The organism is Tibeticola sediminis (assembly GCF_003843835.1).
Classification (GTDB): Bacteria; Pseudomonadota; Gammaproteobacteria; order Burkholderiales; family Burkholderiaceae_C; genus Tibeticola; species Tibeticola sediminis.
Genome location: NZ_RKQL01000001.1, coordinates 266,495 through 278,671, shown reverse-complemented (window position 1 = coordinate 278,671; position 12,177 = coordinate 266,495). Strand labels below are relative to the sequence as shown.

Sequence of the window (12,177 nt, the reverse complement as noted above, 5' to 3'; positions counted from 1 at the left end):
GAAATATGGCTGCTATTACCGCAAGCATGGTCGCTGAACTTCGGGCCAAGACCGATGCTCCGATGATGGAGTGCAAGAAAGCTCTGACCGAAGCCGATGGCGACATGGCCAAGGCCGAGGAAATCCTGCGCGTCAAGCTCGGCACCAAGGCAGGCAAGGCGGCATCGCGCGTCACCGCCGAGGGCGTCGTTGCCGCGAAGGTCGACGGCACCCAGGGTGCACTGGTCGAAGTGAACTGCGAAACCGACTTCGTCAGCAAGAACGACAGCTTCCTCAAGATGGCTCAGGCGGCCGCTGAGCTCGTGGCGCGCCGCAACCCGGCGGATGTGGCGGCTTTGGCAGCCCTGCCGTATGAGCAAGACGGCTTCGGCCCGACGCTCGAGGATGTGCGCAAGGGCCTGATCGGCAAGATCGGCGAGAACATGACCTTCCGCCGCTTCAAGCGCTTTGATTCCGGTGCCAAGCTGGCCGTCTATCTGCACGGCACCCGTATCGGTGTCGTGGTCGAATATGAGGGGGACGACACCGCGGCCAAGGACGTCGCGATGCACGTCGCGGCGATGAAGCCGGTCGCGCTGAGCAGCGCCGATGTGCCGGCCGAACTCGTCGAGCGTGAGCGTGCCGTCGCGACGGCCAAGGCCGCCGAATCGGGCAAGCCCGCCGACATCGCAGCCAAGATGATCGAAGGCTCGGTGCAGAAATTCCTCAAGGAAGTCTCGCTGCTCAACCAGCCGTTCGTGAAAAACGACAAGCAGACCGTCGAGCAAATGCTCAAGGGCGCGAACACGACGGTCAAAGGCTTCACGCTGTTCGTCGTTGGCGAGGGCATCGAGAAGAAATCCGATGACTTTGCGGCCGAAGTCGCGGCTCAGGTCGCAGCTGCGAAAGGCGCCGCTGCCTGATCGGCGGCGGTTCTTGTCGGCTTCCAACCTCAGACCCGGGACCCTCGCCATGGCTCCAGTGCAAACGGCTCACCATCGCATCCTGCTCAAGCTGTCGGGCGAGGCCTTGATGGGCGATGACGCCTACGGCATCAATCACGCGACGATCCAGCGGATCGTCGGCGAGATTGCCGAGGTCACGCGTCTCGGTGTCGAACTGGCGGTCGTGATCGGTGGCGGCAACATCTTCCGCGGCGTCGCCGGCGGCTCGGTCGGCATGGACCGTGCCACCGCCGACTACATGGGGATGCTCGCCACCGTCATGAATGCCCTGGCGCTGGCCGACACCATGAACAAAGCCGGTCTGACCGCGCGGGTGATGTCCGCCATCGCCATCGAGCAGGTGGTCGAACCATATGTGCGGCCCAAGGCCTTGCAATATCTGGAAGAGGGCAAGGTGGTGGTTTTCGCCGCGGGAACGGGTAACCCATTCTTCACGACCGACACCGCCGCAGCCCTGCGTGGCGCGGAAATCGGCGCCGATGTCGTCCTCAAGGCGACCAAGGTCGACGGCGTCTACACTGCTGACCCGAAAAAAGATCCCACTGCCACGCGCTACCACCGTATCAGCTTCGACGAGGCAATGGCGCGCAATCTAGGCATCATGGATGCGACCGCCTTCGCGCTGTGCCGGGATCAAAAATTGCCGATCAAGGTGTTCTCGATCTTCAAGGCCGGCGCGCTACGGCGCGTCGTGCTCGGTGAGGATGAGGGCACTCTGGTTCACGTCTGAGCTCGAGCCCCCGCGGCTCACACAGGAGATTGCATGACCACGATCGCAGACATCCGCAAGACGATGGAAGCCAAGATGGACCAGTCCATCGAGGCGCTCAAGACCAACCTGACCAAAGTTCGCACCGGCCGGGCCAACCCCGCCTTGCTCGACACCGTCCATGTCGAGTATTACGGCTCCATGGTTCCGCTGAGCCAGGTGGCCAACGTCTCGCTGCTCGACGCCCGGACGATCAGCGTGCAGCCTTGGGAGAAGGGGATGGGCGCCAAGATCGAGAAGGCCATCCGCGAGAGCGAGCTTGGCCTCAACCCCGCGTCGATGGGCGACCTCATCCGGGTGCCCATGCCGCCGATGAGCGAAGAGCGTCGGCGCGAAATGACCAAGATCGTCCGCGCCGAAGGCGAACACGCCAAGGTTGCCATTCGCAACCTTCGGCGTGACGCCAACGAGGCGGTGAAGAAGCTCGTCAAGGAGAAGTTGGCGTCAGAAGACGATCAAAAACGGGCTGAGGCCGAGATCCAGAAGGTGACCGACCGCCACATCGCCGAGATCGATCGACTGGTCGCGGCGAAGGAACAGGACATCATGGCCGTCTGAGCGGCCTCGATGCCGCACCGATGAGTTCGAATTCCGGGGGACGTACCCCCAGCCATGTGGCCATCGTCATGGATGGCAACGGGCGATGGGCCACGCGCCGCCTGCTTCCCCGCGTGGCCGGGCACCGCCAGGGCGTCGAGTCGCTCAAGCGCTGTGTGCAGGCCTGCCTGGATCGGGGCATACGCGTCCTGACCGTGTTCGCGTTTTCTTCCGAAAACTGGAATCGGCCGGCCGACGAGGTTTCCGGGCTGATGGAGTTGCTCGGTATGGCGCTCGGCCGTGAAGTCCCGCAACTCGCTCGGGCGGGCGTGCGCATTCGAGTGGCCGGCGACCGCAGCGGCCTGTCCGCGCGGCTGCGCGAAGGCCTCGACGCCGCCGAGCGCGAGACGGCGCACAACGATCGGCTGATTCTCAATGTCTGCTTCAATTACGGGGGGCGTTGGGACATCGTGCAGGCCGCTCAGACCCTCGTTGCGCGGGGAGAGCCGATTTCCGAGGAAAGCCTCTCGAAGGCCTTGTCACTGGCGCATGTGGGCGACCCGGACCTGCTGATCCGGACCGGGGGCGAGCAGCGGCTGAGTAATTTCCTGCTGTGGCAGGCCGCCTACGCCGAACTGTTTTTCTCGGACCGCTTGTGGCCCGACTTTGATGAGGTGGCGCTCGATGAGGCGCTTGCCGAATTTGCCCGCCGCGAGCGCCGATTTGGCCGCACCTCGGAGCAGCTCCTCGGCGCTGCAGCCGTGCCTGGCCCGCGCGCTGCGGCTTGAACCTAAATCCGGCAGTTGACCGCTACTCGTGAAAAGCAAAGTGTTGATGTTTCAACAATTTTCGGTGCGCAGGCCGTTCACCGTTTGGGTGAGCGCTGCGCACCCGTTCGAGTCGCCCTCGGGCGCGGGGGCGGCGTTGCAAATCCTCTTCAATAGCGCCCGCCATGGCTGTGGTTTGCGCCTTGCCCGCGCGTCCGATGACGACCCGCCCAGGCGCGCCCAATTGCCGGATTTAGGTTGAACCAGGAGCTTTCCGTGCTCAAGCAGCGCGTCATCACCGCCTTGGTCTTGCTGGCCGTGTTGTTGCCAGCCGTCTTTGCCGCATCCCCGTGGCCCTTCGCGGTGCTGGCCGCCGTGTTCATGGGGGCCGGGGCTTGGGAGTGGGGGCGGCTCAATGAAGCCAGCGGGCCTGCTGCGGTCGGGCTCGCGGCCGTCTGCGCCGTGTGGTGTGGGGCGTCGGCCTTGGCGGGCTGGCCCGAGCAGCCACCCTCCGGCCTTTGGGCGGTTGGCGCAGGGGCGTGGATGCTTGCGGGCGCCGTGATGCTCGCGCGCGGCGAGTCGGCTTGGCGGGCGATTCCGCGCGGCCTGCGATGGATGGGCGGCGTGGCGGCGCTTTGGCTCGCTTGGATCGCCGTCGCCCATGCCCGCCTGTTGGGTGTGAACTTTTTGTTGTCCGTGCTGGCCCTCGTTTGGGCGGCGGACATTGCGGCCTATTTCGCCGGGCGCGCGTTCGGCATGAAGTTGTTTTCGCGGCGCCTGGCGCCCAGCATCAGCCCCGGCAAGACCTGGGAGGGGGCGCTCGGTGGTGCGCTCGGGGTGCTTGCCTTGGCTGCGGTTTGGATCGCGGTCGATCGGACGTTTTCGGTGGCCGACCCGAGCTTCTACACACGGATCGCCCGGCTCCGTCCCGAGGTGCTGATCTGGGCTCTGCCCCTGCTGACGGTGATGAGTGTGGTGGGCGATCTCGTGGAATCGATGGTCAAGCGCAGTGCCGGCGCCAAAGACAGCAGCGGCTTGTTGCCCGGTCACGGCGGGGTACTCGATCGCGTCGACGCCTTGCTGCCCACGCTGCCTCTGGCTTTGATGATTTACGAAGGGGTGGCCCGATGAAGCCACGGATGCAGGTCACGATCCTCGGCTCCACCGGCTCGATCGGCGTCAGTACGCTCGACGTGCTTGCGCGCCACCCCGAACGCTTCGAGGTGTTCGCGCTGACTGCGGCGTCCCGCGATGAGGTGCTGCTGGCTCAGTGCATCCAATTTCGGCCGCGTTACGCGGTTTTGACCGATACAACGGCAGCTCGTCGGCTGCAGGAGCGGCTCAAGTCGACCGACCTCGAGACCGAGGTTTTGGCCGGCCCGCGGGCGCTCGAAGAGGTCGCCTCCGACCCGGCGGTCGATGTCGTGATGGCTGCGATCGTCGGAGCCGCAGGGCTGGCCCCGTGCCTCGCGGCGGCACGCTCGGGTAAGCGCTTGCTGCTGGCGAACAAGGAAGCGCTGGTGGTCGGCGGCGAGGTGTTTCTCGATGCCGTGCGCACCGGCGGCGCGCGGCTCCTGCCGATCGACAGCGAGCACTCGGCCATCTTCCAGTCCTTGCCCGACGACGAGCAGCTTTGGCCGCAGAGCGTCGATCGCATCATCCTCACGGCCTCAGGCGGTCCGTTTCGGACCTGGCCGGTCGAGCAGCTCAGCGGTGTGACGCCGGAGCAGGCTTGCGCCCATCCCAACTGGTCCATGGGGCGCAAGATTTCGGTCGACTCGGCCACGATGATGAACAAGGCGCTGGAAGTGATCGAGGCGCGTTATCTGTTCGGTCTGGCACCGCGGCAGATCGAGGTGCTGATCCACCCGCAAAGCATCATCCATTCGATGGTGCAGTACCGGGATCATTCCGTGGTCGCGCAGCTCGGCACGCCCGACATGCGCGGCCCGATTGCCTATGGCCTATCCTGGCCCGAGCGCATCGCATCGGGCTCGGCCGCGCTCGACTGGCGGCGTCTGCCGGCGATGACATTTGAAGCGCTCGACGAGCATGACCACGAGCGTCGATTTCCCGGCTTGGCGCTCGCCTGGCAGGTCCTCGAAGGGCCGCCGGGGCAATGTGCGGTACTCAACGCCGCCAATGAGGTGGCTGTCGCGGCCTTTCTCGATCGCCGGATTCGTTTCGACCAGATCCACGCGGTGAATCTTGCGGTGCTCGAGTCCATGCGTTTCGCCCAACCCCGTTCGTTGGAAGATTTGCTGGCCATCGACACCGAGGCCCGGGCCGAGGCACAGGCGCGCGTGCAGGAACTGGGCGCCTGAGGGGCTGAGAGGCTGAGGTCGGAAACGAAACCCTCCCATGCAAACCCTGCTTGCTTTTGCCCTGACGATCGCGATCCTGATTGCCATCCACGAGTGGGGGCATTACCGGGCCGCGGTTGCCATGGGGGTGCGGGTGCTGAGGTTCTCGATCGGATTTGGGCCAGAACTCTTGCGCTACAAGCCCCGGCGACAACGGCCGGGTCAGGATACGGAGTTCGCACTCTGCGCTTTCCCGCTCGGCGGCTACGTCCGGATGCTGGATGAGCGCGAGGGCCCGGTCGCGGCCGACGATCTCCCGCAGGCTTTCAACCGCAAGCCTCTGGGCGCCCGAGCCTTCATCGTCGCGGCTGGCCCTTTGGCCAATTTGCTGCTGGCCGTGGTGTTGTACGCGGCCCTGAATTGGACCGGGGTCGCCGAGCCCCAACCCATCCTTGCGGCGCCGTTGGCAGGCTCGCCGGCGGCCGAGGCGGGCTTGTCCGGAGGCGAGCGTGTGCGCAGCGCGGTGATCGAGCCGGACGACCGGCGCGAGGTCCCATCGTTCGAGTCGCTGCGCTGGATCCTGACCCAGGCGGCGGTGCGCCAGCGGGACGTGGTGCTCGAGGTCGAGCGCCCGGGTGATGCGGCGCCCCGCCAGATTCGACTCCCGATTGGCCGCCTGGGCCTGGCCCCGGATGTTCAGCTCCTGGCGCAGCTGGGTCTGACGGGTCCCTGGACGCCCCCCGTGTTGGGCGACTTGCAGGCCGAGGGTGCTGCCGCGCGAGCTGGCCTGCAAACCGGTGACCGGGTGCTTCGGGTCAATGGCCAGCTCGTGAGTGATGGCCAGGCCTTGCGGCGACTCATTCGGGAGTCCCAGGGCCGCCGCCCGCTGGCGTTCGAGGTCGAGCGTGGCGGGCGCCGGCTGGTGATTTCGGTGCAACCCGACCGTGTCGAAGAAGCTCAGACGGTCGTGGGTCGAATCGGTGCTTACGTCGGCGGACCGCCGGAGATGGTCGTGGTTCGATACGGGCCGTGGGAGGGTGTGCAGCGCGCGCTGTCGCGCACGGTCGAGATGAGTGAGCTGACGCTGCGCATGATTGGGCGTATGTTGATCGGCGAGGCTTCGGTGAAGAACCTCAGCGGGCCGCTCACCATTGCCGATTACGCGGGGCGTTCGGTAGCGATCGGTTGGCAGGCGTATGTCCAATTTCTGGCCGTCATCAGCATCAGTCTCGGCGTGCTCAACCTGCTGCCGCTGCCCGTCCTCGATGGAGGGCACCTGATGTATTATCTTTGGGAGGCGGTGACGGGGCGGCCCGTTTCCAACGCCTGGATGGAACGGCTGCAGCGGGGAGGAGTCGTCCTGCTGATCCTGTTGATGTCCATCGCGCTCTTCAACGACATCTCGCGGCTGTTCGGCTGAGGTGTCTCCTCTTTTTGCGGCTCTTGCCAGCTCGGCTTTCGTTCATGAATATCTTTCCCTCACGCCTCAGCCCCACGATCCTGGCGGTCGCGACGCTGTTTGCCGCCGGTCAGGCCGCAGCGATTGCGCCATTCACCATCCGCGACATTCGGATCGAGGGCCTGCAGCGCGTGGAGCCCGGCACCGTTTTCGCCTCGATTCCACTGAGGGTCGGTGAGACCTATGACGACGACAAGGCGTCGGCGGCCATCCGCGCGCTGTATGCGCTGGGTGTGTTCAAGGATGTGCGCATCGAGGTGGTCGATGATGTCGTCGTCGTCGCCGTCGAGGAGCGACCCACCGTGGCGGGCGTCGAGTTTTCCGGCGTGCGCGAGTTCGACAAAGAAGTGCTGATGAAGTCGCTGCGCGAAGTCGGTCTGGCCGAGGGTCGGCCCTATGACAAGGCGCTGATCGACCGCGCGACGCAGGAACTCAAACGGCAATACATCAACCGCAGCCTCTACGGCGCCGAGATTCAAACGACCGTGACGCCCATCGAGCGTAATCGCGTCAACCTGACGTTCACGGTGACCGAAGGCTCGCCCGCGCGGATCAAGGAGATCCGCATCGTCGGCAACCAGGCCTTCAGTGAGTCGACGCTGCGCGGTTTGTTCGAGCTGGATACCGGCAACTGGCTCAGCTGGTACACCAAGTCGGACCGTTATTCCCGCACGAAGCTCAACGGCGACTTGGAGACGCTCAAGTCGTATTACCTCTCGCGCGGCTACATCGACTTTCGAATCGACTCGACGCAAGTGGCGATTTCGCCTGACAAGCAGGAGGTGTCGATCATCATCAACATCACCGAAGGGGAGCCCTACATCGTCTCCGAGGTCGACCTTGCCGGCAACTATCTCAACCGCGAGGACGAGTTCAAGCAGCTCATCACCGTCAAGGCGGGGCAGCCATACAACGCCAACGATGTGGCTGAGACCACCAAGGCGTTCACCGATCGCTTCGGCGACTTCGGCTTTGCCTTTGCCCGGGTCGAGGCTCGCCCCGAAATCGACCGCGCGCGCCGGGTGGTGCGGCTGGTGTTTGCGGCCGATCCGTCGCGTCGCGTTTATGTGCGGCGCATCAACATCAACGGCAACGACCGCACCCGCGATGAGGTCATCCGGCGCGAATTTCGCCAATATGAGGCAGCCTGGTACGACGGGCGCAAGATCCGCCTCTCTCGCGACCGCGTCGACCGCCTGGGCTATTTCACCGAGGTGAACATCGAGACGGCAGACGTCCCTGGTGCGCCAGACCAAGTCGACCTGAACCTGACGGTGGCCGAAAAGCCGACCAGCAGTCTTCAGGTTGGGGCTGGCTTTTCGAGCGCCGAGCGCTTGTCGCTCAATTTCAGCTTCAAGCAGGAAAACGCGTTTGGTACCGGGCAGTACCTGGCGGTTGAACTCAACACCAGCAAGTTCAACCGCGTACTCGTGCTCAGCAGCGTCGATCCATATTTCACGGCAGACGGGATATCGCGCAGCTTCGACATCTACCACCGCAGCTCCAAGCCCTACAACGACTACGGTGGAAACTACGAGCTCATCACCGAAGGCGGCTCTCTGCGTTTTGGCGTCCCCTTCACCGAGAACGACACGGTGTTCTTTGGCGGAGGCATCGAGCGCACCCGCATCAAGACGGGCACGAACATCCCGGCCGAGTATCTGGCCTATGCCGAGCAGTTTGGCTACACCAGCAACACGGTGCCGCTGACCGTGGGCTGGGCTCGGGACGATCGGGACAGCGCGCTCGCCCCGAACCGGGGCCGTTACCAACGCTTCAACACCGAGTGGGGCGTCGGCGGCGACGCGCGCTTCATCAAGCTCAATTACCAGTTCCAGCAATTCGTGCCGCTGTCGCGTCAATACACGCTCGCGTTCAACTCGGAGTTTGGTTGGGGCAAGGGGCTCAACGGCCGGCCGTTCCCGGTGTTCAAGAACTTTTACTCCGGGGGTCTGGGTTCGGTGCGCGGCTTCGAACAATCCACCTTGGGGCCGCGCAGCATCACCGGAACCTATGCGGGCGGGCCGAAGAAGATCACGCTCAACGGTGAACTCGTCGCACCATTCCCGGGCGCGGGTAATGACAAGACGCTGCGTTTGTTCGCCTTCACCGATGTCGGTACCGTCTGGGGGGAGTCGGAAAAGGTCGATCTGTCGCAGATGCGGGCGTCGGCGGGTGTCGGCATCAGCTGGATTTCGCCGGTCGGACCGCTGCGGCTGGCTTGGGCGACGCCGGTGCGCAAATTTGCCGGGGATAAAATCCAAAAACTGCAATTCCAAATCGGGACTTCCTTCTGATGAACTACCTTCGCTCCCCCTTCTGGTCGGCCCTGGTGCTGGCTGGCTCCGCGCTCTTTTCGACGCTTGCCGTGGCCGAAGAGGTCAAGATCGGTTTCGTCAACACGGAGCGCCTCTTCCGCGAGGCCAACAGTGCCAAGGCGGCCCAAGCGCGGCTCGAGCAGGAATTTGCCAAGCGCGAGAAGGAACTCGTGGACCTCGGCAACTCGCTCAAGACCTTGTCGGAGAAGTTCGAGCGTGAGGCTCCGACGCTGTCGGAGAGTCAACGGGCGGCTCGCCAGAAGCAGTTGCTCGAGCAAGACCGTGAGTTTCAGCGCAAGCGCCGCGAGTTCCAGGAGGACCTGACGGCTCGCAAGAACGAGGAGCTGCAGCAGGTGATCGACCGCGCCAATAAGGTGGTCAAACAGGTCGCCGAGTCCGAAAAGTACGACGTCATCCTGCAAGAGGCGGTCTACATCAATCCGCGCCTCGACATCACCGACAAGGTGCTCAAGGTTCTCAACGCCGCCAACGGCAAGTAAGCGGCGCGCGCGGGCCCGGTGGCGCTGTCACTTGGATTCATCGTCGAGCGCTTGGGCGGCGCGCTGCACGGCGACGCCGCGCTGCAAGTGCGTGCGATTGCACCACTCGAGCGCGCGCGAGCCGATGAAATCAGCTTTCTGGCGCATCCCAAATACGCGGCCCAACTTGCCCACACGCACGCGGGCTGTGTGATCGTTGGGCCGGAGCAGGCGGTCGCCGCACGCGCTCGAGGCGCATGCATCGTGACCGAGCGGCCTTATGTCTACTTCGCGCGGCTGACACAACTCTGGAAGGCCGAGCACCGAGGGCCGGCGCTACGGGGGATCCACCCCACGGCGATTGTCGACCCCGACGCGGAAATCGGGGACGATGTCTCCATCGGCCCGTTCTGCGTGGTCGAACGCGGGGCTCGAATCGGTGCGGGGACGGTGCTGCGCGCGCATGTGACGGTGGGCGAAGATTGCGTACTTGGGCGCCGCTGTCTGCTGCATGCCGGCGTGGTGATCGGGGCCGATGGCTTTGGCTTTGCGCTCGACGAAGACCGGCATTGGATCAAGATCGAGCAGCTTGGGGCGGTGCAGATCGGGGACGACGTCGAAATCGGAGCCAACAGTTGCGTCGACCGGGGCGCGTTGTCGGACACGGTGATCGAGGATGGGGTCAAACTCGACAATCTGGTGCAGATCGGCCACAACGTGCACATCGGCGCGCACTCGGCGTTGGCCGGCTGCGCCGGTGTTGCGGGTAGCGCGAAGATCGGCGCGCACTGCACCATCGGCGGTGGCGCGGTCGTGCTGGGGCATTTGACGCTAGCCGATGGGGTCCACATTTCGGCGGCCTCGGTCGTGATGCGCTCGATTCTCAAACCGGGGCAGTATTCGGGCATCTTCCCGATCGACGAAAATGCCTCTTGGGAGCGGAATGCCGCTACGCTCAAGCAGCTGCACGGCTTGCGCGAACGGATCAAGGCGCTCGAGCGCGGCCTGACCGCCTCTTGAGCCCGCGTGCCGGCCCCGGGCCCCTCGGTTTTTCAACCCAGATTGTTCATGAGGACGCACGAAGATGGCGCGGCGGTTTGCGCGTGGATTCGCGCACGGGGGAGGAGCCAATAGCCGAGGCTATTGGCGACGAGCACGGGGGCAAAGACGCCGCAAAGCGACCGCCAGGGCGTGCGTAGGCCCGTAGGGCCGCCTCATGGACAATCTGGGTTCAACCTTCTTTAGACCGGCGGTTTCGCCGCCCACCGAACGATGATGGACATCCACCGCATTCTCAGCCAACTGCCGCACCGCTATCCGTTCTTGCTCGTCGATCGTGTGGTCGCGCTCGAGAAGGGGCAGCGCATCACGGCGCTGAAAAACGTCACGATCAACGAACCTTTTTTCATGGGCCATTTTCCCCACCGTCCGGTGATGCCCGGGGTGTTGATGCTCGAAGCTTTGGCGCAGGCAGCGGCTTTGCTGACCTTCGACATGCAGGATGCGAGCCCCGACGCCCAGACGGTTTATTACTTCGCCGGCATCGACAATGCACGATTCAAGCGGCCGGTCGAGCCGGGCGACCAGTTGATGCTCGAGGTCGAACTCGATCGGGTGCGGGCCGGGATTTACAAGTTCAAGGCGCGGGCGACGGTCGCGGGTGAACTCGCCTGCGAGGGTGACCTGATGTGCACGATGCGCCGCATCGGCTGACGCGAGGGCGCATGGCACGCATCCACGAAACGGCACGGGTCGACCCGGCGGCCGAACTCGACGCAGATGTCGAAATCGGTGCCTACACGCTCATTGGTCCCAACGTGCGGATCGCTGCCGGCACGAGCGTCGGGCCGCACTGCGTGATCGAGGGCCACACCACGATCGGCCGAAACAATCGCATTTTTCAGTTCTGCTCGCTCGGGGCGGTGCCGCAAGACAAGAAGTATGCCGGCGAACCCTGCGAGTTGATCATCGGCGACGGCAACACGGTGCGCGAGTTTTGCACCTTCAACATCGGCACGCCCGGCGGCGGAGGTGTCACGCGCGTGGGCGATGACAACTGGATCATGGCTTACGTGCATTTGGCGCACGATTGCCGGGTGGGCAACCACACGATTTTTGCCAACAACTCGCAACTGGCAGGTCATGTTGAGGTTGGTGACTGGGTGATCTTGGGCGGCTTCACGGTCGTTCACCAGTTCGTGCGGCTCGGTGCCCACAGCATGACCGCGATGTGTTCGCTGTTGTTTGCAGACCTGCCACCCTTCGTCATGGCTCAGGGGCAACCGGCTCGTGCGCGGTCGATGAATTTCGAAGGGCTGCGTCGGCGGGGGTTTACGCCTGAGCGTATCGCCGCGGTCAAGGCCATGCACAAGGCGCTCTACCGCGATGGTTTGACGCTTCAAGAGGCCATCGCGGAGATCGGCGCCTTGACGCAGCGCTATCCGGAGGCGGCGGCCGATGTCTCGTTGATGACATCGTTTCTGAGTGCAACGCCGGCCGAGCGGGGCATCGTCCGTTGACACAGGGGCTTCTTGGCGTGGACGCGGATCGCGTAGCGGCACAGGGGCACCGGACGCCGAAGCGGCCAGCGACCGACCCGGG

Annotated in this window: 13 protein-coding genes; all 13 read left to right on the top strand. The window is 64.4% G+C overall.

Annotated features, from left to right (window positions below):
* Positions 1–5 precede the first annotated feature (5 nt).
* The 13 genes from tsf to lpxA all read left to right on the top strand — a co-directional run bounded on the left by tsf (position 6) and on the right by lpxA (position 12,095).
* Entirely contained in the window at positions 6–902 is an 897-nt protein-coding gene (gene tsf / locus EDC62_RS01375; protein ID WP_124219627.1) for a translation elongation factor Ts, read from the top strand.
* A gap of 49 nt (positions 903–951) precedes the next feature.
* Positions 952–1,674, top strand: coding sequence for a UMP kinase (gene pyrH / locus EDC62_RS01370; protein ID WP_124221058.1), 723 nt, complete (start codon positions 952–954; stop codon positions 1,672–1,674).
* A 33-nt stretch (positions 1,675–1,707) separates the two neighbouring features.
* Positions 1,708–2,271 (top strand): ribosome recycling factor, encoded by a 564-nt coding sequence (frr, locus tag EDC62_RS01365; protein ID WP_124219625.1) that lies wholly within the window; start codon positions 1,708–1,710, stop codon positions 2,269–2,271.
* Positions 2,272–2,291: 20 nt separating this feature from the next.
* The gene (gene uppS, locus EDC62_RS01360) at positions 2,292–3,038 is read left to right on the top strand and encodes a polyprenyl diphosphate synthase (protein WP_124219622.1); all 747 of its coding nucleotides are present in this window, start codon (positions 2,292–2,294) and stop codon (positions 3,036–3,038) included.
* Between the two features lie 46 nt (positions 3,039–3,084).
* On the top strand, positions 3,085–3,279 hold the full coding sequence (locus tag EDC62_RS01355) for a hypothetical protein (protein WP_124219620.1): 195 nt from the start codon (positions 3,085–3,087) through the stop codon (positions 3,277–3,279).
* A gap of 14 nt (positions 3,280–3,293) precedes the next feature.
* Positions 3,294–4,148 (top strand): phosphatidate cytidylyltransferase, encoded by an 855-nt coding sequence (locus EDC62_RS01350; protein ID WP_124221056.1) that lies wholly within the window; start codon positions 3,294–3,296, stop codon positions 4,146–4,148.
* A complete protein-coding gene (gene ispC, locus EDC62_RS01345) occupies positions 4,145–5,341 on the top strand; it encodes a 1-deoxy-D-xylulose-5-phosphate reductoisomerase (RefSeq protein WP_124219617.1) in 1,197 nt (398 codons plus the stop codon). The genes EDC62_RS01350 and ispC overlap by 4 nt, the downstream gene beginning before the upstream one ends.
* A gap of 37 nt (positions 5,342–5,378) precedes the next feature.
* Positions 5,379–6,740: an RIP metalloprotease RseP gene (gene rseP, locus EDC62_RS01340; protein ID WP_124219614.1), complete on the top strand. Its 1,362-nt coding sequence runs from the start codon at positions 5,379–5,381 to the stop codon at positions 6,738–6,740.
* Between the two features lie 44 nt (positions 6,741–6,784).
* The gene (gene bamA / locus EDC62_RS01335) at positions 6,785–9,076 is read left to right on the top strand and encodes an outer membrane protein assembly factor BamA (RefSeq protein ID WP_124219612.1); all 2,292 of its coding nucleotides are present in this window, start codon (positions 6,785–6,787) and stop codon (positions 9,074–9,076) included.
* A complete protein-coding gene (locus tag EDC62_RS01330) occupies positions 9,076–9,597 on the top strand; it encodes an OmpH/Skp family outer membrane protein (RefSeq protein ID WP_124219609.1) in 522 nt (173 codons plus the stop codon). The genes bamA and EDC62_RS01330 overlap by 1 nt, the downstream gene beginning before the upstream one ends.
* Positions 9,598–9,615: 18 nt before the next feature.
* A complete protein-coding gene (lpxD, locus tag EDC62_RS01325; protein WP_124219607.1) occupies positions 9,616–10,596 on the top strand; it encodes a UDP-3-O-(3-hydroxymyristoyl)glucosamine N-acyltransferase in 981 nt (326 codons plus the stop codon).
* Positions 10,597–10,848: 252 nt separating this feature from the next.
* Positions 10,849–11,289: a 3-hydroxyacyl-ACP dehydratase FabZ gene (gene fabZ / locus EDC62_RS01320; protein WP_124219604.1), complete on the top strand. Its 441-nt coding sequence runs from the start codon at positions 10,849–10,851 to the stop codon at positions 11,287–11,289.
* A gap of 11 nt (positions 11,290–11,300) precedes the next feature.
* Positions 11,301–12,095: an acyl-ACP--UDP-N-acetylglucosamine O-acyltransferase gene (gene lpxA, locus EDC62_RS01315; protein WP_124219602.1), complete on the top strand. Its 795-nt coding sequence runs from the start codon at positions 11,301–11,303 to the stop codon at positions 12,093–12,095.
* Positions 12,096–12,177 lie beyond the last annotated feature (82 nt).

What these genes read in the sequence shown, in the direction of transcription:
- frr (WP_124219625.1), top strand. Translation starts at nt 1,708, where the DNA reads ATGACCACGATCGCAGACATCCGCAAGACGATGGAAGCCAAGATGGAC.
- uppS (WP_124219622.1), top strand. Translation starts at nt 2,292, where the DNA reads ATGAGTTCGAATTCCGGGGGACGTACCCCCAGCCATGTGGCCATCGTC.
- bamA (WP_124219612.1), top strand. Translation starts at nt 6,785, where the DNA reads ATGAATATCTTTCCCTCACGCCTCAGCCCCACGATCCTGGCGGTCGCG.
- rseP (WP_124219614.1), top strand. Translation starts at nt 5,379, where the DNA reads ATGCAAACCCTGCTTGCTTTTGCCCTGACGATCGCGATCCTGATTGCC.
- lpxA (WP_124219602.1), top strand. Translation starts at nt 11,301, where the DNA reads ATGGCACGCATCCACGAAACGGCACGGGTCGACCCGGCGGCCGAACTC.
- ispC (WP_124219617.1), top strand. Translation starts at nt 4,145, where the DNA reads ATGAAGCCACGGATGCAGGTCACGATCCTCGGCTCCACCGGCTCGATC.
- pyrH (WP_124221058.1), top strand. Translation starts at nt 952, where the DNA reads ATGGCTCCAGTGCAAACGGCTCACCATCGCATCCTGCTCAAGCTGTCG.
- EDC62_RS01330 (WP_124219609.1), top strand. Translation starts at nt 9,076, where the DNA reads ATGAACTACCTTCGCTCCCCCTTCTGGTCGGCCCTGGTGCTGGCTGGC.
- EDC62_RS01355 (WP_124219620.1), top strand. Translation starts at nt 3,085, where the DNA reads ATGTTTCAACAATTTTCGGTGCGCAGGCCGTTCACCGTTTGGGTGAGC.
- fabZ (WP_124219604.1), top strand. Translation starts at nt 10,849, where the DNA reads ATGATGGACATCCACCGCATTCTCAGCCAACTGCCGCACCGCTATCCG.
- tsf (WP_124219627.1), top strand. Translation starts at nt 6, where the DNA reads ATGGCTGCTATTACCGCAAGCATGGTCGCTGAACTTCGGGCCAAGACC.